The organism is Paraburkholderia terricola (assembly GCF_003330825.1).
GTDB classification, from domain to species: Bacteria; Pseudomonadota; Gammaproteobacteria; order Burkholderiales; family Burkholderiaceae; genus Paraburkholderia; species Paraburkholderia terricola.
Genome location: NZ_CP024942.1, coordinates 190,115 through 214,225 on the forward strand (window position 1 = coordinate 190,115; position 24,111 = coordinate 214,225).

Genomic DNA, 24,111 nt, shown 5'->3' on the forward strand with positions numbered 1-24,111 from the left:
TTCAGGAAGATTCCATGTCGACCACGACCACTCAACGCACGGCTGCGCTCACCGGCATGCCGAATGCAGGCTATCGCACGCTGTGGCGCTGGCATTTCTATGCAGGGCTCTTCGTGATGCCGTTTCTGATCGTGCTTGCGATCACCGGCACGCTGTATTGCTTTCAGCCGCAAATCGAGCCGCTGCTTTATCCGCACCGGCTGATCGTCGAACCGCGAGCGACAGCCAGGCTCGGCGAAGACACGTTGCTTGCCAAGGCCCGCGCGGCGATGCCGCGAGGCGCGGCTGCCGTGACCGCCGTGATTGCGGGCGCGCCGGATCGCAGCACCGAATTCGTGTTCCGTCTGCCTGACGGCGAAAAACAGAGCGTCTATCTGAATCCGTACAGCGGCGAGGTGCTGGGCACGCTGAGCGTCGAGCATCGCTTCATGCAAGTCGACCGGATGCTGCATCGCAAGCTGTTGCTCGGCAAACCCGGCGAACTGCTGATGGAACTGGCCGCATGCTGGACACTGGTGATGATCGGCACCGGCGTCGCACTCTGGTGGCCACGCGAGAAAACCAGCTTACGCGCCGCGTTGACGCCGAGCTTCGCGCTAAAGGGCCGCGCGCTGTGGAAGAACATCCACGCGGCGATGGGCATCTGGCTCGCGCTCGGCGCGCTGGCATTCGTATTGACGGGGCTGCCGTGGTCGGGTTCGTGGGGCAAGCAGTTCAAGGCGCTCGCGAGCGCGGCGAATCTGGGCGCGCCGCCGGGATCGTGGGGCGGCTTGCCGTTGCGCTCGGTATTGCCGGGCGGGCGAGGCGAGCGGGCCACGGTCGGCGATACGTCCGCCGCGGCGCAATCCGCGCATGCGTCACCTGGAGAACACAGCGGGCACGAGGCCCACGCATCGAACGCGGACTCGATGCCGGGCATGGTGATGGACGATCTGCCCTTGCCGCTTACGCCGTGGGCGGTCGGCAACACGCCGGTGCCATCCTCCGTCGATGCGCATGCTCACGCGTCCGAGGCGCTGCCGCTTGGGCGCATCGTCGCGCTGACGGCATCGCTCGGCGTGACCGATGGCTACAACATCGCGCTGCCCGCATCGCCAACGGGCGTCTACACCGTCTCGTACTTTCCGGCTGATCCTAAACAGGAGCGCACCCTGTACATCGATCAATACAGCGGCGCGGTGCTGAAGGACATTCGCTATGGCGATTACGGCGCGGTGTCCAAGGCGGTGTCGTATGGCACGTCGCTGCATATGGGCCGTTATTTCGGCGTCGCGAATCAGATTCTTTGCGCCGCGATTTCGCTCGGACTCGCGGGCATGGCCGTAACCGGCTGCGTGATGTGGTGGAAGCGGCGGCCGCAACGCGCACTCGGCGCGCCGTCGCGCGAACGGGCCGCGCCGCCGATGCGCGGCTGGAAAGCCGCACTTGTCCTGCTCGGCATCGTCTTTCCGTTGATGGGCGCGACGCTCGTCGCCGTGTGGCTCGCCGATCGGGCATTTTTCGGGCGGACTTTGCGGCGTGATCCGGACGCACAGCCTTCCTGAGCTATCGCGGCGTCGTTGCATAGTTTGATCGTTTACGATACATTTTGCTCGATTATGAGCGATTTCAAATCAAGCAAGGCGGAGACATGCAACGAACACGACAGGAAGCAATGGAAGGGCTTCTGCCCGGGCAGCGCGAGCAGTTGATCCTGGAGCGGCTGCGCGCGCAAGGGCGCGTGCTCGCCTCGTCGCTCGCGGCGGAATTGCAGACTTCCGAACACACGGTGCGCCGTCATTTGCGCGACCTCGCCGAGCAGGGGCATTGCAAGCGCGTCTACGGCGGCGCCCTGCTCCTCTCGCCGGGCGGCGAGCCGGCGGCGGTTCGCATGCGGCAAGCAATGGACCGCAAGGCATGCCTCGCTGCCGCCGCGGCGTCGATCGTCCGGCCGAAACAGATCATCGTGCTCGACACGGGCTCCACCAACGTCGCCATCGCCGCCGCGCTTCCCGACAACGCGGACCTGACCGTCGTGACGAATTCGCCCGAGGCTTGCGCGCGCTTGCTGAACCGGCCGGGAATCGAGGTGATCCTGATCGGCGGACGCATCGCCAGGAACGTGGCCGGCTCGGTCGGCTCGACCGCCTTGCTGCAAATCCAGCAGATCAAGGCCGACCTTTGCTTTCTCGGCGCGTGCGCGCTCGATCCCGACGAAGGCGTCGCCGCCTTCGACGCCGAGGAAGCCGAAATCAAACGTGCAATGGTGAAAGCGAGCGGCCAGATCGCCATCGCGATGACCTCGGAGAAGCTGATGACCGCGGCGCCATTCGCGGTCGCGGCGGCATCGGCCGTCGATTATCTGTTTGTCGAAGCCGACGTGCCTGCCGGGCGGCTCGCGAGATTCGAAGCCGTGTGCGACAACGTGACGGTGGCTCGGTCATGACGTCACACATCGCATCGAGTATCAAGCCGTTGAAAGAGCGCATTGCGACCATCGGCGTGTTTCTCGCCAACGGATTCGGGATCGGCGCGTGGGCCGTCGAAGTGCCGCGCATCAAGGAAAGCCTCGCGCTCAGCGATACCGCGTTGGGTATCGCGTTGTTCGCCTTCGCGCTGGGCGCCATCGTCGCCATGCCGCTCGCGGGGCAACTCGCGCCGCGCTTCGGCAGCGGCCGGGCCACCTCGCTGCTCGGCGCGGCGTTCGTCGTCGCGCTGCCGCTGCCCGCGTTCGCGCCGGGCATGGCGGCGTTATGCATTGTGCTGTTCATATTGGGCGCGGCGAACGGCGCGCTCGACGTCTCGATGAACGGACACGCCAGCACCATCGAAACACAGTGGCGCTCGCCGATCATGGCGTCGTTTCACGCGGCATGGAGCGCGGGCGGGCTGCTCGGCGCGGCGACCGGCGCGCTGCTTCAGAAAGGCGGCGTCGGCGTGATCGGCGGTCTGCTGTTGCCGGGTGTTGTCATCGGTATCGTGATCGTCGCCGCCGCGCTTCTCGCGCTACGCGATCTCGGTCCGCGCGCGGCTGCGTCTTCGAGCGGATTCGCGTGGCCGAGCGGCGGCGTGATGAAACTCGCGATGCTCGCGTTTCTGTGCATGCTGGTGGAAGGCGCGGTGGCCGACTGGAGCGCGGTGTACCTTCGCTCGACGTTGAACCAGGAGGCGAGCGTCGCCGCGGTCGGCTATTCCGCGTTCGCATTGTCAATGGCGGCTTGCCGCATTGTCGGCGACGTGTCCGTGCGCCGCTTCGGCTCCAGCAAGGTCGTGGCGTTGGGCGGCCTGATCGCGGTGGCCGGGCTCGCGCTCGTGCTCAGCTTGCCGACGGTGCTCACCGCTTGCGTGGGCTTCGCGATGGTCGGCATCGGCCTCGCGAATATCGTTCCGGTTATTTTCAGCGCGGCGGGCCGCTCGACCGACACGCCGGCGATCGGCGTGTCGATGGCGGCCACCGCGGGCTATGCGGGCTTCCTCATCGGGCCGCCGTTGATCGGGCTCGGCGCCGGCTGGCTCGGCTTGCGCCTCGCGCTGTGCGTGCTCGTGCTGGCCGCCGCGATCGTCTGCCTGCTGGGCGGCAGGGCGGTGCGCGGCGTGCGGCTCGCGTGAACGTCAGGGCGTCCAGCGATAAACGATCAAACTCGAACCGTTGTAGTTGTCTTTCGTGATCACGTATTCGCCCGCCGCTCGCTGATAGGCACGCAGACCGTACATCGAATCCACGTCGTTGCCGACATCCAGCGTACCGGGACTCGAATTGGTGAGCGTGGCGTCGAGGTGGCCCGTGGTGAGGTTGAAGGCGTCGATGTTCGGCACGGTGTGCACGTAGCCGACGAACAGATAATTGCCGGCCGCCGTAATCGACTTCGGATTGGCGCTGGTGAGCGTGATCACCGGATTGGGGTTCGTCCTGTTGCCCGCGCTCCAGCCGTGATACACCTCGATTCTCGAATCTATCGCGGTCCAGTCCCAACTCCCCGCAATCCCTTGCGCGAGGATCATGGTGTCGGTCTCGGGCATGTAGATGATGCGCGTGAGCGGCCGGATGCTCTGCGGAATGGAAGTGGTGGTGCCCGGTCCCCACGCCGGTTTTCCCTCGCCGTTGAAACCGGTCAGCGGGTAGTGATAGATCTGGTTCGTTCTATCCAGACCGGCCCATACGTCTCCCCGGCTGTCGAGGCAGAATCCGCCTGTGACCTGCCGGGTCGTATTGAACGCGGTGCCCGGAATGGATGCGTCCGGTATGGCGATGTAGCCGCTCGCCGGATTGAAATGATAGAAGTTGAACGCGCCGGGATTCTGGCCGGAGGCCACGAGAATCCGGTTCCCGCCAACGTTGACGAGCTGACCGAAGTGCTGGCCGCGCTGCGTGTCGCTCGTGCTCAGGCGCGGGTCGGACGGATACGTGAACGGATCGACCGTATTCGCGACGAAGGTGCCGCCCGCGGTGCCCGTATAAATGTTCATGCCGCTATAGAAGTAGGCGCCGTCCGTCGCGGGGTCCGGCGCGGCGACCGCCTCGAAGTTCAGCGCCTGCAGCTTCCATTGCAGAATGCCGGCGCTGTTGTACATGTGAATGTCGGTGGAGCCGTTGCGGCCCAGGTCCCAGCCTCCGCCCCACGGATTGTTGAGCACATACAGGTTGCCGGCGGAATCCCTGCCGATGCCGACGACGCGCGTGAAGCGCTTGTCGCCCACCTGGCCTTTGATGCCGGTCGTGGTGTCGAGATAGCCGCCTTGAACGCCGAACGTGCCGGCCAGCGTCGGCGCGCCCGCAATGTTGTAGAGCTTGATGTTCATGTCCGGACCCTGATCGCCGACCATGAGTTGCCCGGACAACGCATCGAAATACAGCGCGGAGGGCCGCGATGCGGCGGACATCTGGATGGTGTTCAACGGCGCGCCGGCCGCGCTGTATTGCGCGATCACGCCGGCGCTCTTGCGGGCGACCCAGAGATTGCCCGCGCCATCCACGGCGAGCGCGCCCGGACCTGAGACGCTGATGTCGCGCTGCCATACGCCGTCCGTCGTGTAGACGCGCACGCGATTGCTGAAGAAGTCACTCGCATAAAGCAGCGAGCCCGCGGTCGCGAGACCTGTGATGACATCGCCGCGAGGAAGCGCGTCCCACACGCTGACATGAATGACGAGATCGCGGGTTCGAGTCGCGCGGTTGTATCGCACGACCGAACCGGTGCCGTCCGGCGTACCGTACTGCAACGCAGTGAAGATCGACGTGGCATTGCCCGTGATGGCCCCGCCCTGAAACTCGCTGTTGATGCCCATCGAGCCGATGCTCTTGCCGTTCTGGTAGATCGCGACGCCGCCCTCGTTTTCGTCCCACAGGGAAGCCGTATAGATGACGCCCTCGGGCGCGACCCACATCGAGCGTGCGCCGTTGCCGACGTGAGCGGCCAGGGTGCCGTAGGTGTTCGCCAGCCAGTCGGTTGCGTATTGCGCCTGACAGAGAGACGCGATCATCGCAATCACCGCGCCGAGGAACACGGCGCGCATTCGTTTGTGGACCATGAGTGATGCTCTCCCGACGGCGCCCGTTCGATAGTGAATGAATCGGAGACGTGAAATGTTAAATGCAATTGTTAAATAGGCTTTTTCAAAAACGGCTATTGAACTTTAAGCCTCTTTACTATTTTATTGGCCTAAATTCGCAAATAATTCAGAAATAATTCCCGCCCGGTTCTGACTCGGCAAAGTCGATGCAATAGCCGGCATTCGCGGGGCTGCCATGGTTTGCCGTGGGCGTTCGGAGTGGCCGCCAATGCGATGCGCATACTGCGTAGCGCCTCCGCCAATGTCCGCTGGAATGCCGTCACGGTAGCGACACACGCGCCCCGCGAAGTCGCGCGCGCCTTGGTCCGGCGGGCGCCGTGCTCAGCGCCCACTCGTTCCTGCAAGCGAAAAATCCGGTCTGGTGGAAAAAATTTGGAATAAGCGGCAAACCGGCGTGTTTGCCCCTACACAGACGGCGAAAAACAACTCGCCGCCAGTGACGAGACAAGCATCAATGCGTGACTCCATCACTAACCATCGCTGTTGGCAACAAGCAAAGACGTATTTCCCGATGACGTAGCGAGGCGTTTTGAATACGCCGATGCTTAGTCACGCCTGTGAAAAGGGAATGCCGAATTGCTAACCGAGGCAATCCGACTTATATCGGCTGGCACAACCGGACACACCTCGTGCAGTACAGCAGCAAGTCAAGCATCACTACTTTTCGGGGCAACCATTGCCCTTCATTTCATTACGTTGAACAAGGAATACTCATCATGAAAAACGCTCTGATCTGTTTCGCTCTCGCCGCCGGCACCCTCGCTGCTCCGGTTCTCAGCTTCGCACAATCGAACGCGCCATTGACACGTGCCGAAGTTCGCGCCGACCTGGTGCGCGTCGAGCAGGCAGGCTACAACCCGTCCGTCGCCGACGACGCTACCTACCCCGCCGACATCCAGGCAGCCGAGGCCAGGATCGCCGCGCAGGACGGGCCGCAAACCGGATCGCCGGCGTATGGCGGCGTGGCGCAGAACGGCAGTTCGTCGTCCGGTGCGTCCACGCGCATGTCGATGAATTCCAACTGCGTGGGACCGGTGAGCTATTGCAATGTTTTCTTCGGTAGCTGAACGGCTTGCATGAGGCGCCGCTTCGTCTCTCATAGGCGAAGCATGCCCGCCACGCGTTCCGCTATTGATCCCTTTCCTCTCGAAACTTTTTCTCGCCTATCAAAAGGAGTTAGTCATGAAACTGATGCCCGTCGCCGCTGCGGTCCTGTCATTGTCCGCCTGTCTTTTTGCCTCGACCGCCGCCACGGCGCAGGAGGTCAAAGCGCAAGGCGCTCCCGTCCATAACATTGTTCTCGTACACGGCGCGTGGGTGGACGGCTCGGGCTGGAAGCCGGTCTACGACAGACTGACGAAAGACGGCTATCACGTCACCGTCGTGCAGGAGCCGCTGACCTCGCTCGAAGACGACGTCGCCGCCACGAAGCGGGTTCTCGATCAGCAGAACGGTCCCACGATTCTCGTCGCCCATAGTTACGGCGGCTCGGTCATCACCGAGGCCGGCGTACACCCGAACGTCGTCGGCCTGGTATATGTGGCCGCCCATGCGCCGGCCGTCGGCGAGGACGAGAGCACACTCGGCAAGGGCATGCCGAGCTATACGTCGAAGCAGCCGGGCGCGATCATGAAAACGGACGACGGCTACACCTATCTGAACCCGGCGGATTTCCCGAAGGATTTCGCCGCCGACCTGCCGCTCAAGGAAGCTCGGTTCGAGTCGCATGCGCAGATGCTGACCGCCGCGAAAGTCTTCTCGACGCCGATGACGGTCGCCGCGTGGACCAGCAAGCCGAGTTGGGGCATCGTCGCCGCGGACGACAAGATCATCAACCCCGACCTCGAACGCTGGTACTACGCGCGCGCGCATAGTCACACGACGGTGCTCGCCGGCGCGAGTCACTCGGTGTATGAATCGCGGCCGAAGGAAGTCGTCGCGGTTATCGAGGACGCCGCGAAGCACACGCAACCGTAACCGGTCCCACGCGTGATTATTCGAGTCGACTCCAGCGGCTCACTCACGCTCGCCAGCCCCGTCCCTATGCCGTGATGCCTGGCGGTCTCTTCTCATGCAAGCTCATGCGCGGATTTCAAAGATCCGCCGCTTGCATTGGGGCGACGCGTTTTCCGCTCGCCGTCATCGCCTCACGCTCCCTCCGCATGCACATCATCGAATTGTCATTTTCTTTTCTGAGTGCAATGATATAACATTCTCGGCGCACGGGGAAAGTGGCAAATCGCCGCCATCCATTCTGAGCTAACAAGAACATCTCCGACGAAAGACACCCTCACCCAGTCGCCAACATTCAAACAAAATAACGATGAAGAACCGCACGCGCGTCTCGCACGCAGCCTTGCTGCTATCCGCTTTTGCCGCTCATGCCCACGCCGCGCCGACCGACCGCCCGGCAACCGGCGCTGTCGTCGATGCATCCGGCAAGCCGGTCAGCAACGCCACGGCAAGCACGGCAAACACCGATAGCGCCGCAAACAATGTGACCAGCAGCGACACGCTCGACGTTCAGGTGAACGCGAAGCGGCTCGATCGAGCCCGCAACGGCCTATTGCCGGAAACCGGCAGCAGCGTGTATCGCTTCAGTCAGGCCGACATCGATGCGCTGCCCGCGGGGCAGGACACGCCGCTGAATCAGGTGCTGTTGCAGGCACCCGGCGTGGCCGCCGATTCGTATGGACAGTTGCACGTGCGCGGAGACCATGCGGATCTGCAATACCGCATCAACGGCATCATCATTCCCGAGCCGATTAGCGGCTTCGGGCAAACGCTCGACACGCGCATCATCGATCAGGTGAACCTGCTGACCGGCGCGTTGCCCGCGCAGTACGGCTACCGCACGGCCGGCGTGGTGGACATTCGCACGAAGACGGGCGATGCGGGCAACGGCGGGTCCATCGGCGTATTCGGCGGCAGCCACCAGACCCTCAAGACCAGCGCCGACGTGTTCGGCAGTCAGGGGCCGTTCAGCTACTACTTCAGCGGATCGCTCGGCGTCAACAACCTCGGCATCGAGAATCCGACCGCGAGCGCCAATGCATTGCACGATCACACGCGCCAGGGCGACGCATTCGGCTATATGTCGTACATCATCAACCCGCTTACCCGGTTGAGCGTGATGTTCGGCACCACCAGCAATCAGTTTGAAATCCCCAATACGCCAGGCTTGCAGACGAACTTCACGCTCAACGGCAATAACACCTTCGATTCGAGCCGGTTGAACGAAACGCAATCGGAGCTGAACAACTTTGCGGTCGTGGCGCTTCAGGGCACCAATGGCGGCGCACTCGACTATCAGGTCGCGCTCTTTACACGCTACACGCGAACGCAATTCAATCCCGATCCGGTTGGCGATCTGCTATTCAATGGCGTGGCATCGAAGGACTTTCACAGCAACTCGGCTAACGGCGCGCAACTGGACACCACCTGGCGGCTGAACGACAAGCATACGATCCGCTCCGGCATACTCTTCCAGCAGGAGCACGCGGTATTCGACGACAACGTCAACGTCTTCGCGACGGACGCCGACGGCAACCAGGCATCGGACCAGCCCTTCAACATCCACGACTCGAGCAGCAAAACCGGCTACCTGTACAGCGCCTACGTGCAGGACGAATGGAAGATCACCGACAAGCTCACGCTCAACTACGGCCTGCGCTACGACAAGATGGACGAATACGTCAGCGCGAGTCAGTTGAGCCCGCGCATCGGTCTCGTCTATGCGCTGACACCGACCACCACCTTCCACGCCGGTTACGCGCGCTACTTCACGCCGCCTGCGTTCGAACTATTGTCCGGCTCGACCATCAGCCGCTTCAATGGCACGACCAATCAGAGTCCGTCCGCTCAGAACGATCCGGTGCAACCCGAACGCAGCCATTACTTCGATCTGGGCGTGACGCAGCGGCTCGGCTCGAACGTGACCATCGGCCTCGACGCCTACTACAAAAAATCCACCAACCTGCTCGACGAAGGTCAGTTCGGCTCCGCTCTCATCTTCACGCCGTTCAACTACCAGTACGGGCGCGTGTACGGACTCGAGTTCACCGCAAACTACAAGCAGGACAATGTGTCCGCCTATCTGAATCTCGCGTATAGCCGCGCGCAGGGCAAACAGATCGACTCGGCGCAATTCAATTTCGATGCAGACGAGCTCGCTTATATCAGCTCTCACTGGGTGAATCTCGACCACGATCAGCGCATCACCGCCTCGTTCGGCGGAACCTACGACCTCGGCAGAACCACCTTCACATTCGATGGCCTCGTAGGCAGCGGCTTGCGCAGCGGCTTTGCGAACACCGATCGCCTGCCGGTCTACGCGCAGATCAACCTCGGTGTGATTCAGCACTTCAACCAGCCTCTCGTCGGCAAGTTCGATGCCCGCCTCGTCGTGGTCAACGCGTTCAATCGCGTCTATGAGTTGCGCGACGGCTCGGGCATCGGCGTCGGCGCGCCGCAATACGGTCCGCATTTCGCCGTCTATGCAGGCGTCACCAAGCATTTCTGAATCCGTCGGCCCATAAGAGATCTGTCATGCAAGATTGGACACATGTTCTGGCGGCGGTGCGCGTGGGTGGATGGGTTATCTATCCGCTCACGGTACTCGCCATTCTCGCGGTCACGATCGTCCTCGACCGCTCATACGTGTTCCTGCGTTTTGGTCGCTTGCCGGCTGCGATGCGCGGATCACATGAAATCAGCGCGAGCGGATCAGCCCTCGACTGGTCCAGCAGCTTGAAACACGTCGCCAGCCAAAACGCTTTCAGGCGAATGAACGCGCCGTGGACGCCCGAGCCCGCAGTTCCGCTGTGGCTACGCGAGGCGAAGGCGGAATTGCTCGCCTCGCAAATCGAGCGCGACATGAGCAAGGGCTTCTGGGTATTGGAAACGATCGTCACGGCTGCCCCGCTGCTCGGTTTGCTCGGCACCATCGTCGGCATGATGCATTCGTTCCAGTTGTTTGGCGGGAGCGGGCTCGTCGATCCGGGCGGCGTTACCGGCGGTGTGGCGCAGTCACTCGTCGCGACCGCCATCGGTCTTGTCGTCGCGCTGTTCGCGCTCTTTGCGTTCAACTATTTTTCGCGTCGGCTCGAACGTCTGATGGACGAACTCGAATCGTTCGCAAATGCGCGACTCGGCGAAATCCGTCTGGCCGCATCGACGGCGGGAGAACGGTCGTGAAGTTCAAGCGTTCGCGTGCGGCGCGGCGCGGCCGCATCGAAATCATTCCGATGATCGACGTGATGTTCTTTCTGCTGGCGACTTTCATGCTGGCCTCACTGGCGATGCAGCGGCTCGACGCCGTCAAGCTCACGCTTCCCGCCGGCCGCGCGCAGCAAATGGCGGCGCATGAACCGCTAACGATTTCGGTGGACCGGCGCAACGAGGTATTTGTGAATCGTGAGTCGGTGCGCCCGGACCAGATCGAGTCGACGGTCAAGCACCTGCTCCAATCCAACGGAAATGTCGTCATTGCCGCCGACGACGCAGCCGGTCACGGCGTAGTCGTTCAAGCGATGCTGGCCGCTCGCCGCGGCGGGGCGGAGCACTTTCTGATCGCGGTGCATCGTGAGTAGCGGAACACGCGTTGCCGTCGCCATCGGCGATGCTTCGAAGGTACGGATCGCGCTAGCGGTCGTGCTGGCGTTCCTGCTCTGGTTTACGTTCCTGCTTGAATTCGGACGCTGGCTGGCCACGCCCAACGCAGCACCGACAGCCGAGGAGCCGTTGGAGATGCGCGTCGTCGAAATCGATCCGCCTGCCGCGACAAGCTCGTTGCATCCGGCTCGCGCCGCGCCCGCTCCGGCTGCTTCGCCGAGTCCGCCCCGTCCGCCGAAACCTGTCGAGCCGCCTCGTCGCGCGTTGCAGCAACACGCCGCATCAATCACCAAACCGAATGCGGATACGCGCGCAACGCAAAGCATCGCGCCGCTTCAGCCCGCACCGGTGGCGAGCGAATCGAAAGCCGCGGCCGAGGCGCCGTCTCACACCGTTGAAGGCTCGCAAGAAAAACAAAGCGCCACACCGTCCGCCACCTCATCCAACGATGCAGCCGCGCGCTCCCTCTCGCAGCCATTGCCGGAATTGCCCGACGATTTGCGCGAGCAGGCGTATCAAACCATCGCGACCGCGCGCTTCGTGATTCACGTCGACGGCTCGGTCGACGTCGAACTCATCAAGCCGACGCCCAATCCGCGGCTCAACCAGATTCTGCTTCAGGCGCTTCGCAAATGGCGCTACCTGCCGGCGATCCAGGGCGGACATCCGGTCGAAACACGCCAGGACGTCCGTGTGCATTTCAACGTGAACTAGCCGCCGATCGCCGACGGAACCATCCCCGCCCTACCCCTTCGTCGCGCCAAACGTCAGCCCCGCCACAAAGTGCTTCTGCATGGCGAAGAACATCGCGACCGAAGGCAACGCGGCGAGAATCGACCCGGCCGATACGAGATTCCAGGCGGTCGTCCATTGGCCCTTCAACGCGGCCACGCCGACCGTGATCGGCGCCGCATCGTCACCTTGCGTCAGGCACAGCGCCCAGAAGTAGTCGTTCCAGACGAACGTGAACACGAGAATCGCCAACGCCGCGAGCGCGGGACGTATCAGCGGCAACACGATCCTGAAGAACACGGTCCACTCGTTCGCGCCCTCGATGCGCGCCGCCTCGACCAGTTCGAATGGCAACTGCTTGATGAAATTGCGCAGAAACAGCGCGCAGAATCCGGTTTGAAACGACACATGAAACAGAATCAACGCGCTGACCGTATTGAACAGTCCCAATTGCAACGATAGATCACGCACCGGGATCATCAACACCTGCACCGGCACGAAATTCCCCGCGACGAAAGTCGCAAACAAGGTCGAGTTGCCGCGAAACCGGTAGATAGCCAGCGCGAACCCCGCCATCGACGCAAGCGCGATCGAGCCGACGACAGCAGGCACCGTGATCAGCACGCTGTTCCAGAAGTAATGCAGCATCGGCGACGTGGTCAGCGCCTCGCGATAGTTGTCGAACATCGCGAAGTGCTTCGGCCAGCCCCAGTAATTGCCCTCGCTCAGTTCCTCGGTGGAGCGCACGGAGGTGACGAGCACTGCGATCATCGGCAGCAGCCAGATCAGCAATGCGATCGGCAACGTCAGTTTGTACACGCGGCGCGACACCGGCTTCCATTTGTCGATCGAGATCGGAAACATGGCGGCTCCTTATTGCTCGGCGCGCAGCATGCAGCGCAAGTGATAGACGATGTACACCAGCATGATGCCGAACAGCACGACTGCCACCGCGGCCGAATAGCCGATGCGGTAGTACTTGATCGCCTGGTCGTACATGTAATACGCGAGCACGGTCGAACTTTCGAACGGGCCGCCGCCGGTCATCACGGAGATCAGATCGAAGCTGCGCAACGCGCCGATCACCGTGACGACGATCGCCATGAACGTGGTCGGCCGCAATTGCGGCAGGATCACGTGCCACAGCATCGACCAGCCGCGCGCGCCTTCCATGCGCGCGGCCTCGATCTGCTCGGCGTTCAGCGAAGTCAGGCCGGTCAGGTAAAGAATCATGCAATAGGCCGTTTGCGGCCACAGCGCCGCGAAAACGATGCCGAAGGTCGCATAGTGGGGATCGCCCAGCACCGGCACGCCGTGGCCGAGAATCAGCGCGAGCAGTCCGAACGTCGGATCGTAAAACCACGAGAAGATCAAACCGACCACCACGCCCGACAACACGAACGGCGCGAAGAACAGCGACTTGACGATGCGTATGCCCGCCACCGCCTGGTTCAGATACAGCGCGACGGCGAGCCCCATCGGCGGCGCGAGCAGGAACAGCAGCAGCCAGATGAGGTTGTTCTTGAGCGCCGTATAGAAGGTCTGCGCCTGGAACAATTCCGCATAGTTCGCGAGGCCGACGAAAGACGGCTCGGTCATGCCGTCCCAATTGAAGAAGCTCAAGCGGATGGTCGAGAGAATCGGCCACACCACATAGATCGCCACCATCACGCAGGCCGGCGCGAGAAACAGAAAAGCGGCGCGCCGCTGCCGCCGCGCGGTGGGCGACGGCCCACGCCGGCGCGCGGCGGCAGGCAGCCCGCCGCGTGATGCTCCGCCGGATGCGGGCAGGCCGGCGCCCCCGGAATCGGCAGCGCCGCCAATGGGTTGACGGGTGACGGAATGCGACACGATCATTCTCCCGATCGAACGTGGCGAACGGCGGCCCAAGGCCGCCACCGCTTACTTCTTGTAGATGCGCTTGCGCGTCTGTTCGAGTTGCGCGAGCACGCTGTCGAGCTTCGATGGGTCGGAGATGAACTGCTGCATTCCCTTCATCCCTTCATCGGCCATTTCCTTGGTCATATCGCGGTCGTAGAACTGCGCAATGCCGCCCTTCGTGTTCGCGAGAATCTGGAAACCGATCTTCGAAATCGGATCTTCCGGCTCGGGCGACTTGCTGTTCGCCGACAGCGAGCCGAGCCCGGCGGCCAGCTTCGCGCCGATTGCAGGCGTCTCCACGAAAGCGAGGAACGTGTGGGCGTCGGCCTTGTTCTTCGCTTTCGACGGAATGTGCAGCGATTCGACCGGCCCGTCTTCGGCGGTCGGCACTTTGTCGTCGATGATCGGAAACTGGAAATAGCCCATTTCCGGCTTCACGCCCGGCGGAAAGCCGGCGGTGATGAACGTGCCCATCAGCATCATTGCGGCCTTGCCCTGGAACAGGAACGGTTGCACCGAATCCAGATCGTAGGACAGCGAGTTGTCGATGAAATAGCCCGCGTCGATCAATTGCTTCCACGTCGTGTAGACCTTTTTCACGCGCGGATCGGTGTAGGCGATCTCGCCCGCCATCAGCTTCTGATGGAACGCGTTGCCGTTCAGGCGAAGGTCGAGATAATCGAACCAGCCGGCGAGCGTCCATGCATCGCGCCCCGCCACCGCGATCGGCGTGATGCCGGCGGCCTTCAGCTTCTTGCAGTCTTCGAGAAACTGATCCCAGGTTTTCGGCTCGCCGGTAATGCCGACTTTCTGGAACAGATCCTTGCGATAGAACATGCCCCACGAGTAATACACGGTCGGCGCGGCATACTGCTTGCCTTTATACGACGACGCTTCCCTGGTCGACGCATACATGTCGTTCCAGCCGTTCTTTGCCCAGTCGCCGCTCAAATCCTCGAACAGGCCGCGCTGCGCGTAATACGCCATGCGCTCGCCGTCATGCCAGTTGACGATGTCGGGCGCGACGGTGGAGAGCCAGCCCGGCAGTTGAACCTTGTACGCTTCTTCGTCGATGAACGACACCTTCACGTCGATGCCGGGGTGCGCCTTCTTGAACTCGTCGATCGTCGACTGCCATACCGCGCGCTGGCTTGCGCCCTTGAACGCGATATTCACGGCGAGCGTGCCGGCTTGCGCCGTGCTGACGACGGACGTTCCAGCCGCCGCCGCGGCCAGCGCGAGTGCCAACAGAATCTTGCGTGGTTTCAGTTTCATCCTGCCTGTCTCCTTTGTGCGTCGATTTTTACGTCGTTGTGGTGCTGCGTGGAACCTGGCTCATCCATTCGATCGATAGACCGCGATGCCTTGCGGCTCAACCACGCGTGAGCCGATCACGAAAGCCTTGTCGTCCACCTCGCCGAGCGTGTGCGCGTCGTCGCCGTAGTTGAACACGTAGGTCAGCGCGCCGCGCCGGCTGATCCGCACGCTCTCGCCGAGCGACAGCGTATCGAGGCCCGCTTGCTGAGCGATGCGTGAGAATAGCCGCATCGTGAGCGCATCGTCGAACAGGCTCGCGAGGTAATGAAACGCGCCGCTTTGCACATACGCGGGATGACCGTCGGCAAAACGCGCGCGCACGTCGAATGAACCTGCCGCATCGCTGTCGATGAAATCACGCCAGTGACGCGCGAAGCCATCGTCCACGCTCGGGTCGTTGCTGTCCGTAAGCCGCACGGCTTCGGTCACGTTTGGCCGCATCGATTCGACGCGCCACACGCGCAACAGCAGCACCGAGGTAAGCGCCCCAGGCGGCAGGTTGGCCGGAATCTGCAAATCGTGAGTCTTCGAACCGGTGCGCGGACCGAACACGACGTGCGCGCCGGAACGCGCGAGGCGTGCCGCGAAATCGTCCGGCACAACCGGCAGCGGCGGCACGACGATCAGACGGTAGCCGTCGAGCGGCGCGTCGACCGGCACGACGTCCACATCGAGCCCCAGCGCGCGCAGCGCGGAGTAATACTCGAAGGCGAAACGCGGATAGTGAAAGTCCGCGCCCTGCGGATGAATCTCGAACAGCCACTTCGCTTCATAGTCGTAGACGAGCGCGACTTTCGAGCGAATCGCGGCGTTGGCATCGGCGTTCGCCGCGAGCACCGTGCGAATTTCGTTGGCCACTTGCGCAGCCTCGTTGCCGCCCACGTCGAGCCGGTTATCGGGCGTGTTCAAGCCCGCATGCATCTGCTCCTGGGCGAACGGCGCCTGACGCCAACGGAAATACGACACGCATCCCGCGCCGTGCGCGAACGCTTCCCAACTCCACAGGCGCACCATGCCCGGCAACGGCGCCGGATTCCACAACGCCCAGTTGACCGGACCCGGCTGCTGCTCCATCACCCAGAACGGCAGCTTCGACATGCCGCGGTACACGTCGTGATTGAACGAAGCGAAGTCGGGATGCCCGCTGCGCAGCCAGCGCGCCTTGATGTCCGGCGCGAACCATTGCTCCTCCAGCGCGCCGAGCGGATAGCTGTCCCAACTCGCGACATCGAGATCGGCCGCCACCTTGTAATGATCGAACTCGGTGAAGAGCTGCATGAAGTTATGCGCGACCGGCCGTCCCGGCGAATGCGCGCGGATAATCTCGACCTGCATGCGGTTGTAGCGCGCGACTTCGTCGGAAGCGAAACGCCGGTAATCGAGCCGGTGCGACGGATGCGCCTCGGTAACGGTCGCCACCGGCGCGTCGATTTCGTCGAAGCCGCGGTACTCCATGCTCCAGAACACCGTGCCCCACGCACGATTGAGCGCGTCGACCGTTTGATAACGCGCCTTCAGCCATTCGCGAAAGCGCTCCACTGCCGCGCTCGAATAGCTGACCACCGTATGGTGGCAACCGAATTCGTTATCGGTCTGCCAATAAGCGACGGCCGGATGCTTGCCGTAACGCTCGGCGATCGCCGTGCAGATTTTCTGCGAGGCGGCGAAATACGAAGGCGACGAAAAATCATAATGACGGCGCGAGCCGAACGCGCGCGGACGCCCATCCGCGCCGACCGGCAGAATGTCGGGATGGCGGTCGATCAGCCACTTGGGCGGCGTCGCCGTCGGCGTGCACATGACGACCTGCAAGCCGGCGTCGCCCAACACGTCGATCGCGCGATCGAGCCAGCCCCAGTCGTATTCGCCAGGCGTCGGTTCGATCCTGCTCCACGCAAACTCCGCGATCCGCACCTGCTCGATGCCGAGTGCTTTCATCCGGCGAGCGTCGTCTTCCCACATCGACTCCGGCCAGTGTTCCGGGTAATAACAGACTCCAAGGCGCATTGGAATGTCCTCTATGCGTAGTGTTCGACGGATTCGAGCGAAGCGGCCGCAAAGCCGTCCTCGGTAAACAAATGACTGGCGTGGCGCGGCACGCGCAAGTGCGCGCGGTCACCCGGCGCGAGACGTGTGTCGCCGGGCGCCTTGGCGATCAGCGCGGCGCCGCCGGGCTGATCGAGATGCACATAGCTGTGTTCGCCGAGCTGTTCGACGAGAGAGACGGTGCGGGTCAATACGCCGTTACCCGGTGTCGCGAAAGAGGCATCGACGAATTCCAGATGTTCGGGGCGCACGCCCAGCGTGACCGGCTGCGCCGCTTGCAGTCCTTCGCCGTTCACCGGCACACGCACGTTTTCCTCGGTGTGATCGAGCGTGACGATCACGCCTTGCGGATCGATCGACGTCACGCGCGCAGGCAGAAAATTCATGCGCGGCGAGCCGATGAAACCCGCGACGAAGCGGCTGCGCGGACGGTGATACAACTCGAGCGGCGCGCCGATCTGCGCGATGCTGCCGTAGCGTTCGGTGTCCTTGCCCGCGTGCAGCAGCACGATCTTGTCGGCGAGCGTCATCGCTTCGATCTGATCGTGCGTCACGTAAACCACACTCGCGGTGGCGAACTGCTTGTGCAGCCGCGCGATTTCGATGCGGGTCTGGCCGCGCAACGTGGCGTCGAGATTGGAGAGCGGTTCGTCGAACAGAAACACGCCCGGCTCGCGCACGATGGCCCGGCCGATCGCCACGCGTTGCCGCTGGCCGCCGGAGAGTGCCTTCGGCCGGCGCTCGAGCAGCGCTTCCAGTTGCAGAATGCGCGCGGCTTCCCGCACCTTGCGGTCGATTTCGTCCTTGGGCGTCCTGGCGAGCTTCAGGCCGAACGCCATGTTCTCGTACACGGTCATGTGCGGAAACAGCGCGTAGCTCTGGAACACCATCGCCACGCCGCGCTGCGCCGACGGCACATCGTTGACGATGCGTCCGCCGATCGAGAGGTCGCCTTCAGTGAGGTCTTCGAGTCCCGCGATCATGCGCAACAGCGTGGACTTGCCGCAACCGGACGGGCCGAGAAAGACGCAGAATTCGTTTTCGCCGATCTCCAGATCGACGTCGCGGATCACCAGCGCGCCGTCGCCATACGCCTTCTGCACGCCTCTTAACGAAATGCTCGCCATCGCATCGACTCCGTGATTTAATCGGCTCGACGTCGGAGATTAAGCGCTTAATCAGCAAGACCAAAAAAATCGACCGCATGCGATCGTTGGGGTCCCGCCTGTCTCCGATATCGTTTGTCTGTGCGAGAGATGGTGCCGCGCCTTCGGCCACGATGCAAATGTCGGACACCTATCCCAAATACTGAAAGCACCATGCCCACACTCAGCGAAGTCGCGCGTCACGCCGGCGTTACCCCGGCCACGGTGTCCAACGTGCTGCGCAATCGCGGCCGCGTCGGCGCGACGACGCGTCAGCGCGTGCTCGATGCCGTCGCCGCGCTCGGCTATCGCCCTCACCTCGCGGCCCGCGCGCTCGCCGAAGGCCGCGCACCGACGCTCGCGTTGATGGTGTCGAGCATCGCCAATCCGTTCTACCCGGAGTTCGCGCTCGCGGTCGAACGCGCGGCGCGCACGCGCGGCCAGTTCCTGATCATCTGCAACACCAACGAAGATCCGCTGAGCGGTCGCGCGTATCTCGACCAGATCGCCGGCACGCTCTCCGAAGGCGTGCTCGTGACGAATGCAAACCTCGATTTCGCGGATCTTCACGCGACCGAAGCGCGCGGCACGCCCGTCGTGTTGTGCATGTGGGAGCGGCCCAATGAACCGCCGGGGCTGCCGTGCGTCGCGGTCGATTTCCGGCTGGCGGGCGAGTTGGCCGGCACGCATCTGCTGGAACTCGGGCATCGGCGGATCGGCGCGATCGTCGGCAGCAAGGCCTCGGGCATTCACGCGGCACGCTATCAAGGTTTCGTCGATGCGCTGCGCGCGGCCGGCGCGCCGAAGGGACGCGTCAAGCACGCACCCGACACGATCCAGGGCGGCTACACGGCGACGCGCGCGTTGCTCGAAGCCGACCCGAAGCTCACCGCGATCTTCGCGACCAACGATCTGCCGGCGCTCGGCGCGATGCACGCCGCCGCCGATCTCGGCCTGAACGTGCCGGGCGACCTGTCCGTGGTGGGCATCACCGACATTCAACTTGCGCGCGAGTCGCGGCCCGCGCTGACGACGGTGGCCGTGCCCACGGTCGAAGTCGCCGGACTCGCGGTCTCGCTGTTGCGCGAGTTGATCGAGTCGTCGTATGGACAAGCGGGTCGCGGCGCGGCGAAGGTGCCGATGCTGGTTTCATCCGCGCCGCAGCTCGTCGTGCGCGCGTCCACCGGAGCGCCGCGTTTGCGGTGATGTGATGCGTGACGTGCTGCGGTGATGTAAGCCGCATGCACTCGCGCCGCGGTGCCTGGCACGTTCAACCCGTGCCCTCGCGCTCGCGCATTTCGTGCGTCACCCCACACCTGCCCGGCGTAACCATTTGCCGTCGAAAAGGCGAATTCAAATTACAACAAGCCTTCAATCGAGCCAGGACTTTCCCCAAGTCCCGGCCTTCCCCCTTGCACCGCACTACTGCCGCCAAGCCCCGCCACATATGGCGCTCCGCCCTCACGCGCACGCTGCCGCCTCCTCGGCGGCGCGGATCGTTTCCTTGACGAGCGTCGCCGCGCCTGCTGTACTAAATCAACTCAAGTGATTTAGGCGGCCGGTTTCGGGCCGCATCCGCGTCCCACAGTTTCACAAACCAGGTTGCCGACGCGCAGCGTTCGCATGGGCAACCGCCAGCAGTTCATAACGTCGTTGCCAATAATCGGAGGAGCGTCCCATGAATCTGAATTCCCGCAGGCATCCTGTCGCCAGGAAAATCGTGTCGATGTGCGTGGCCGCATCGGCGGTGTGGTGTGCGAGCGCCAGCCAGGCGGCCGACCAGCCCATCGTCGGCCTGATCACCAAGACCGACACCAATCCGTTCTTCGTGAAGATGAAACAGGGCGCCGAGGCGGCCTCGTCGAAAGACGGCGCGAAGCTGCTCACCGCGGCCGGCAAGTTCGACGGCGACAACGCGAGCCAGGTCACCGCGATCGAAAACATGCTGACGGCCGGCGCCAAGGCGATTCTGATCACGCCGAGCGACACGAAGGCGATCGTGCCGAGCATCAAGAAAGCGCGCGCCGCCGGCGTGATGGTGGTCGCGCTCGACACGCCCACCGATCCGCAAGACGCCACCGACGCGCTCTTCGCCACCGACAACTTCAAGGCCGGCGTGCTGATCGGCCGATACGCGAAAGCCGCGCTGAACGGCAAACCCGCGAAGATCGCCACGCTCGATCTCGCACCCGGCGTATCGGTCGGCGTGTTGCGTCATAACGGCTTCCTCGAAGGCTTCGGCGTGAAGGAAGGCGATCCGTCGATCGTGTGCAGCCAGGACACGCGCGGCGATCAGTCGAAGGGACAAACGGCGATGGAAAACTGCCTGCAGAAATCGCCCGACATCAACGTGGTCTACACGATCAACGAACCGGCGGCGGCGGGTGCTTATCGCGCGCTCAAGGCGGCCGGCAAGGACAAGAGCGTGATGATCGTCTCGATCGACGGCGGCTGCGAAGGCGTGCGCAATGTGAAGGCCGGCGCGATCGCCGCGACCTCGCAGCAGTATCCGCTGAAGATGGCCGCGCTCGGCGTGACGGCGGGCGTCGAGTATGCGAAGACCGGCAAGAAGGTCTCCGGCTATCAGGACACGGGCGTGACGCTGATCAGCGACAAGCCGATGTCCGGCGTCGACAGCAAGGATACGAAGTTCGGCCTCGACAACTGCTGGGGCAACAAGTAACGCGCACTGCATGGCGGCCCGGCGCGCCGGGCCGCCTCTGACTCGCCGCGTGGCCACGCCACGCTCATGCATCGAGGACCTTCATCATGTCGACTCCCACCGCGCCCGTCGGCCACTCGCGCCACTTCACCGACCGTCTGCCGTCGCTCGCCGAGGTCGGCCCGCTGATCGCGCTGGTGCTGGCCTGCGGCTTCTTCATTTCGCAGAGCAGCCGTTTTCTGTCGTTCCAGAATCTCTCGCTGATCCTGCAACAGACCATGGTGGTCGCGGTAATCGCGATCGGCCAGACGCTGATCGTGCTGACCGGCGGCATCGACCTGTCATGCGGGATGGTGATGGCGTTCGGCTCCATCATCATGACCAAATTCGCGGTCACGCTCGGCGTGCCGCCCGCGCTTGCGATCCTGTGCGGCGTGGCCGCGAGCACGCTGTTCGGCGCGCTCAACGGCGTGTTGATCACGCGCATCAAGTTGCCCGCGTTCATCGTCACGCTGGGCACGCTGAACATTGCGTTCGCGCTCACGCAGATCTATTCGAACGCGGAAAGCGTGTCGAACCTGCCCGACGCGATCATGTTCTTCGGCAACACCTTCAAGCTCGGTCCCGCCGATGTCACCTACGGCACGGTGCTCACGCTGCTGATGTATCTCGCCACATGGTTCGTGTTGCGCGATACGGTTCCGGGCCGGCACCTCTACGCGCTCGGCAATAACGCCGAGGCCGCGCGGCTGATGGGCCTGTCGTCGCAGAAGATTCTGCTCACCGTGTATTCGCTTGCCGGCGCGATCTATGGCATCGCCGCGCTGCTGTCGGTGTCGCGAACCGGCGTGGGCGATCCGCAGGCGGGGCAAACCGAGAACCTCGACAGCATTACCGCAGTCGTGCTCGGCGGCACGAGTCTGTTCGGCGGACGCGGCTCGATCGTCGGCACGCTGCTCGGCGCGCTCATCGTCGGCGTGTTCCGCAATGGCTTGACCTTGATCGGCGTTTCCTCGGTCTATCAGGTGTTGATCACCGGCATGCTGGTGATTCTCGCGGTGGCCGCGGACAAACTCTCTCATCGTCGCGGTTAACGGAGACACCTCTCATGTCGACATCACCTTCCGCTTCTCCCGCGATGCCGGTTCTGCAAGCACGCGGACTCGTCAAACGCTACGGCAACGTCACCGCGCTCGACGGCTGCGATTTCGAAGTGCTGCCCGGCGAAATCCTCGCCGTGATCGGCGACAACGGCGCGGGCAAATCGTCGTTGATCAAGGCGCTTTCCGGCGCGACCGTGCCGGATGAAGGCGAGATTCTGCTCGACGGCCAGCCGGTCAAATTCCGCAGCCCGCTGGATGCGCGCGCCCAAGGCATCGAGACCGTGTACCAGGAACTCGCGGTCGCGCCCGCGATGAGCATCGCCGAAAACCTGTTCCTCGCCCGCGAACTGCTCAAGCCCGGCTGGCGCGGCTCGATCTTCAAGATGATCGACAAGCGCCGCATGCTGGAAGAAGCGACCTCGCATATGAAGGACCTGCAGATCGGCATCCGTTCGATGCGTCAGGCGGTCGAAACCCTGTCGGGCGGTCAGCGTCAAGGCGTGGCCGTGGCGCGCAGCGCGGCCTTCGCGCGGCACGTCGTGATTCTCGACGAGCCCACCGCCGCGCTCGGCGTGAAGGAAGGCAACATGGTGCTCGAACTGATCCGGCGCGTGCGCGATCGCGGCCTGCCAGTGATCCTGATCAGCCACAACATGCCGCACGTATTCGAAGTGGCCGACCGCATCCACATTCAGCGGCTCGGCCGGCGCGCGGCGCTCGTCAATACGAAGGACGTGCATATGTCGGAGGCCGTGGCGATCATGACGGGCGCGAAAGAAGCGGACGTCAAGGCGATCGCATGATGCACGCATCCTGTTGAGCGGGCTCGCGACGATGGATACCACCGGCACGCGCCCGCCCCTGAAACGCACGGTCGGCTCGAATCAGGTCGGCATGCGGCAGTTCAACGAACGGATCGTGTTGCAGGCGATCCGCTTGCATGGGCCGCTGCCGAAAGCCGACGTGGGCCGCTTGACGCGTCTTTCGATGCAGAGCGTCTCGATGATCGTCGACCGCTTGATCGACGACGGTCTGCTCGAAAAGCAGGCGCGCGTGCGCGGCAAGATCGGCCAACCCTCGGTGCCGATCGCGTTGCGCGCGGACGGCGCGTACACCATCGGCGTCAAGGTGGGGCGCCGCAGTCTCGACGTGCTGGCGATGGATTTCGCGGGCCGCGTGGTGTGCCGCGACGTGTTCGAGTATGCGTATCCCGATCCCCGCACGCTGTTTCCCGCGCTCGAAAGCAGACTGGCGCGCGTGAACCAGACGCTCGGCGCGAATGCCGGCAAAGTGGTCGGCGTGGGCGTGGCCGCGCCTTTGTGGCTCGGCGGCTGGCGCGACTTTCTCGGCGCGCCGCCCGACGCCCTGGGCGCATGGCACGAGATCGACTTGCGCAGCCGCATTGCCGGCATGACGGGTTTGCCCGTGGAGTTCGCCAAGGACACCACGGCCGCCTGCGCCGCCGAACTCGTGATGGGCCAGGGCCGCGGCATTCACAACTTTCTGTACCTGTTCGTCGGCACATTCATCGGCGGCGGCCTCGTGATCGACGGCCGTTTACATGGCGGGCCGCACGACAACGCCGGCGCGGTCGGCTCGATTCCGCTGCGCGACGGCAGCGCGCGCAAACCCGCGCGGCAACTGCTGCACGCGGCGTCCGGCTTCGTTCTGGAACAGTTGTTGAGCGATGCGGGCGTGCCGCCCGCGGCCGCGCACGATCATCGGGCGTTGTCGCCGGACCTGTGGCGTCACACCGAGCAATGGCTCGATACCGCCTGCCCCGCGATCGCCAACGCGCTGACCAACGCGGCCGCGTTGCTCGACCTCGAAGCGGTGGTGATCGACGGCGAACTCGACCGGCAACTGGTGCGGGAAATCATTCGCCGCACCGAGCGTGTGCTCGATCGCTTCGAATGGGAAGGCATGGTGCGTCCGCAACTGCTGGAGGGCACCATCGGCGCGGACGCGCGAGCAATGGGCGGCGCGATTCTGCCGTTGTACGCGCATTTCGCGCCGACGCACGAGCTGTTTCTCAAGCCCGCCGTGGACGCGGTTTATTAGA

Annotated in this window: 20 protein-coding genes; 14 read left to right on the forward strand and 6 right to left on the reverse strand. The window is 63.5% G+C overall.

All coding sequences use genetic code 11. The features are described 5' to 3' along the window. Positions 1–14 precede the first annotated feature (14 nt). The 3 genes from CUJ90_RS19290 to CUJ90_RS19300 all read left to right on the forward strand — a co-directional run bounded on the left by CUJ90_RS19290 (position 15) and on the right by CUJ90_RS19300 (position 3,588). On the forward strand, positions 15–1,544 hold the full coding sequence (locus CUJ90_RS19290; protein WP_114163697.1) for a PepSY-associated TM helix domain-containing protein: 1,530 nt from the start codon (positions 15–17) through the stop codon (positions 1,542–1,544). 86 nt (positions 1,545–1,630) lie between these two features. Continuing rightward, complete coding sequence (locus CUJ90_RS19295; RefSeq protein ID WP_114163698.1) at positions 1,631–2,425, forward strand: DeoR/GlpR family DNA-binding transcription regulator; 795 nt, start codon at positions 1,631–1,633, stop codon at positions 2,423–2,425. Next, positions 2,422–3,588, forward strand: coding sequence for an MFS transporter (locus tag CUJ90_RS19300; RefSeq protein ID WP_114163699.1), 1,167 nt, complete (start codon positions 2,422–2,424; stop codon positions 3,586–3,588). The genes CUJ90_RS19295 and CUJ90_RS19300 overlap by 4 nt, the downstream gene beginning before the upstream one ends. Before the next feature lie 3 nt (positions 3,589–3,591). Here the strand turns inward: CUJ90_RS19300 and CUJ90_RS19305 are convergent, their stop codons facing one another. Further along, a complete protein-coding gene (locus tag CUJ90_RS19305; RefSeq protein WP_114163700.1) occupies positions 3,592–5,508 on the reverse strand; it encodes an NHL repeat-containing protein in 1,917 nt (638 codons plus the stop codon). A gap of 758 nt (positions 5,509–6,266) precedes the next feature. Between CUJ90_RS19305 and CUJ90_RS19310 the strand changes: the two genes are divergently transcribed. The 6 genes from CUJ90_RS19310 (at position 6,267) to CUJ90_RS19335 (ending at position 11,877) form a co-directional block, all read left to right on the forward strand. Continuing rightward, complete coding sequence (locus CUJ90_RS19310) at positions 6,267–6,617, forward strand: DUF4148 domain-containing protein (protein WP_114163701.1); 351 nt, start codon at positions 6,267–6,269, stop codon at positions 6,615–6,617. Positions 6,618–6,732: 115 nt separating this feature from the next. Continuing rightward, the gene (locus tag CUJ90_RS19315; RefSeq protein ID WP_114163702.1) at positions 6,733–7,527 is read left to right on the forward strand and encodes an alpha/beta hydrolase; all 795 of its coding nucleotides are present in this window, start codon (positions 6,733–6,735) and stop codon (positions 7,525–7,527) included. A 346-nt stretch (positions 7,528–7,873) separates the two neighbouring features. Next, positions 7,874–10,072 carry a TonB-dependent receptor gene (locus tag CUJ90_RS19320; RefSeq protein ID WP_114163703.1) on the forward strand — a complete coding sequence of 733 codons (2,199 nt, stop codon included), beginning with the start codon at positions 7,874–7,876 and terminating at the stop codon, positions 10,070–10,072. Positions 10,073–10,098: 26 nt separating this feature from the next. Beyond that, complete coding sequence (locus CUJ90_RS19325) at positions 10,099–10,746, forward strand: MotA/TolQ/ExbB proton channel family protein (protein WP_073432085.1); 648 nt, start codon at positions 10,099–10,101, stop codon at positions 10,744–10,746. Continuing rightward, positions 10,743–11,141: an ExbD/TolR family protein gene (locus CUJ90_RS19330; protein ID WP_073432084.1), complete on the forward strand. Its 399-nt coding sequence runs from the start codon at positions 10,743–10,745 to the stop codon at positions 11,139–11,141. Before CUJ90_RS19325 ends, CUJ90_RS19330 begins: the two co-directional genes overlap by 4 nt. Then, positions 11,134–11,877, forward strand: coding sequence for an energy transducer TonB (locus CUJ90_RS19335; RefSeq protein ID WP_167449682.1), 744 nt, complete (start codon positions 11,134–11,136; stop codon positions 11,875–11,877). Before CUJ90_RS19330 ends, CUJ90_RS19335 begins: the two co-directional genes overlap by 8 nt. A 30-nt stretch (positions 11,878–11,907) precedes the next feature. Here CUJ90_RS19335 and CUJ90_RS19340 read toward each other — a convergent pair whose 3' ends face one another. The 5 genes from CUJ90_RS19340 to CUJ90_RS19360 are packed head-to-tail and all read right to left on the reverse strand — an operon-like array spanning position 11,908 to position 18,266. Continuing rightward, positions 11,908–12,759 carry a carbohydrate ABC transporter permease gene (locus tag CUJ90_RS19340; protein ID WP_073432082.1) on the reverse strand — a complete coding sequence of 284 codons (852 nt, stop codon included), beginning with the start codon at positions 12,757–12,759 and terminating at the stop codon, positions 11,908–11,910. 9 nt (positions 12,760–12,768) lie between these two features. Further along, the gene (locus CUJ90_RS19345) at positions 12,769–13,752 is read right to left on the reverse strand and encodes a carbohydrate ABC transporter permease (protein ID WP_114163704.1); all 984 of its coding nucleotides are present in this window, start codon (positions 13,750–13,752) and stop codon (positions 12,769–12,771) included. Between the two features lie 45 nt (positions 13,753–13,797). Further along, positions 13,798–15,051, reverse strand: coding sequence for an ABC transporter substrate-binding protein (locus CUJ90_RS19350; RefSeq protein WP_114163705.1), 1,254 nt, complete (start codon positions 15,049–15,051; stop codon positions 13,798–13,800). A 60-nt stretch (positions 15,052–15,111) separates the two neighbouring features. Further along, entirely contained in the window at positions 15,112–17,100 is a 1,989-nt protein-coding gene (locus tag CUJ90_RS19355; protein WP_114163706.1) for a beta-galactosidase, read from the reverse strand. Between the two features lie 11 nt (positions 17,101–17,111). Beyond that, positions 17,112–18,266, reverse strand: coding sequence for an ABC transporter ATP-binding protein (locus CUJ90_RS19360; RefSeq protein ID WP_114163707.1), 1,155 nt, complete (start codon positions 18,264–18,266; stop codon positions 17,112–17,114). A gap of 192 nt (positions 18,267–18,458) precedes the next feature. On the opposite strand from CUJ90_RS19360, the gene CUJ90_RS19365 reads away from it, so the two are divergent. The 5 genes from CUJ90_RS19365 to CUJ90_RS19385 all read left to right on the forward strand — a co-directional run bounded on the left by CUJ90_RS19365 (position 18,459) and on the right by CUJ90_RS19385 (position 24,110). Further along, complete coding sequence (locus CUJ90_RS19365; protein ID WP_114163708.1) at positions 18,459–19,490, forward strand: LacI family DNA-binding transcriptional regulator; 1,032 nt, start codon at positions 18,459–18,461, stop codon at positions 19,488–19,490. Between the two features lie 472 nt (positions 19,491–19,962). Continuing rightward, positions 19,963–20,967, forward strand: a complete 1,005-nt coding sequence (locus CUJ90_RS19370) for a sugar ABC transporter substrate-binding protein (RefSeq protein WP_073432076.1) — start codon at positions 19,963–19,965, stop codon at positions 20,965–20,967. An 86-nt stretch (positions 20,968–21,053) separates the two neighbouring features. Further along, entirely contained in the window at positions 21,054–22,040 is a 987-nt protein-coding gene (locus CUJ90_RS19375; RefSeq protein ID WP_073432075.1) for an ABC transporter permease, read from the forward strand. A 14-nt stretch (positions 22,041–22,054) separates the two neighbouring features. After that, positions 22,055–22,852 (forward strand): ATP-binding cassette domain-containing protein, encoded by a 798-nt coding sequence (locus CUJ90_RS19380; RefSeq protein WP_073432074.1) that lies wholly within the window; start codon positions 22,055–22,057, stop codon positions 22,850–22,852. A 31-nt stretch (positions 22,853–22,883) separates the two neighbouring features. Beyond that, the gene (locus CUJ90_RS19385) at positions 22,884–24,110 is read left to right on the forward strand and encodes an ROK family transcriptional regulator (RefSeq protein ID WP_114163709.1); all 1,227 of its coding nucleotides are present in this window, start codon (positions 22,884–22,886) and stop codon (positions 24,108–24,110) included. Position 24,111 lies beyond the last annotated feature (1 nt).

Excerpts from the sequence above, each read along its gene's own strand:
- CUJ90_RS19370 (WP_073432076.1), top strand. The coding sequence starts at position 19,963 with ATGAATCTGAATTCCCGCAGGCATCCTGTCGCCAGGAAAATCGTGTCG.
- CUJ90_RS19365 (WP_114163708.1), top strand. The coding sequence starts at position 18,459 with ATGCCCACACTCAGCGAAGTCGCGCGTCACGCCGGCGTTACCCCGGCC.
- CUJ90_RS19345 (WP_114163704.1), bottom strand. The coding sequence starts at position 13,752 with ATGATCGTGTCGCATTCCGTCACCCGTCAACCCATTGGCGGCGCTGCC.
- CUJ90_RS19290 (WP_114163697.1), top strand. The coding sequence starts at position 15 with ATGTCGACCACGACCACTCAACGCACGGCTGCGCTCACCGGCATGCCG.
- CUJ90_RS19355 (WP_114163706.1), bottom strand. The coding sequence starts at position 17,100 with ATGCGCCTTGGAGTCTGTTATTACCCGGAACACTGGCCGGAGTCGATG.
- CUJ90_RS19360 (WP_114163707.1), bottom strand. The coding sequence starts at position 18,266 with ATGGCGAGCATTTCGTTAAGAGGCGTGCAGAAGGCGTATGGCGACGGC.
- CUJ90_RS19340 (WP_073432082.1), bottom strand. The coding sequence starts at position 12,759 with ATGTTTCCGATCTCGATCGACAAATGGAAGCCGGTGTCGCGCCGCGTG.
- CUJ90_RS19315 (WP_114163702.1), top strand. The coding sequence starts at position 6,733 with ATGAAACTGATGCCCGTCGCCGCTGCGGTCCTGTCATTGTCCGCCTGT.
- CUJ90_RS19385 (WP_114163709.1), top strand. The coding sequence starts at position 22,884 with ATGGATACCACCGGCACGCGCCCGCCCCTGAAACGCACGGTCGGCTCG.
- CUJ90_RS19310 (WP_114163701.1), top strand. The coding sequence starts at position 6,267 with ATGAAAAACGCTCTGATCTGTTTCGCTCTCGCCGCCGGCACCCTCGCT.
- CUJ90_RS19305 (WP_114163700.1), bottom strand. The coding sequence starts at position 5,508 with ATGGTCCACAAACGAATGCGCGCCGTGTTCCTCGGCGCGGTGATTGCG.
- CUJ90_RS19300 (WP_114163699.1), top strand. The coding sequence starts at position 2,422 with ATGACGTCACACATCGCATCGAGTATCAAGCCGTTGAAAGAGCGCATT.
- CUJ90_RS19350 (WP_114163705.1), bottom strand. The coding sequence starts at position 15,051 with ATGAAACTGAAACCACGCAAGATTCTGTTGGCACTCGCGCTGGCCGCG.
- CUJ90_RS19320 (WP_114163703.1), top strand. The coding sequence starts at position 7,874 with ATGAAGAACCGCACGCGCGTCTCGCACGCAGCCTTGCTGCTATCCGCT.
- CUJ90_RS19375 (WP_073432075.1), top strand. The coding sequence starts at position 21,054 with ATGTCGACTCCCACCGCGCCCGTCGGCCACTCGCGCCACTTCACCGAC.
- CUJ90_RS19380 (WP_073432074.1), top strand. The coding sequence starts at position 22,055 with ATGTCGACATCACCTTCCGCTTCTCCCGCGATGCCGGTTCTGCAAGCA.
- CUJ90_RS19295 (WP_114163698.1), top strand. The coding sequence starts at position 1,631 with ATGCAACGAACACGACAGGAAGCAATGGAAGGGCTTCTGCCCGGGCAG.
- CUJ90_RS19325 (WP_073432085.1), top strand. The coding sequence starts at position 10,099 with ATGCAAGATTGGACACATGTTCTGGCGGCGGTGCGCGTGGGTGGATGG.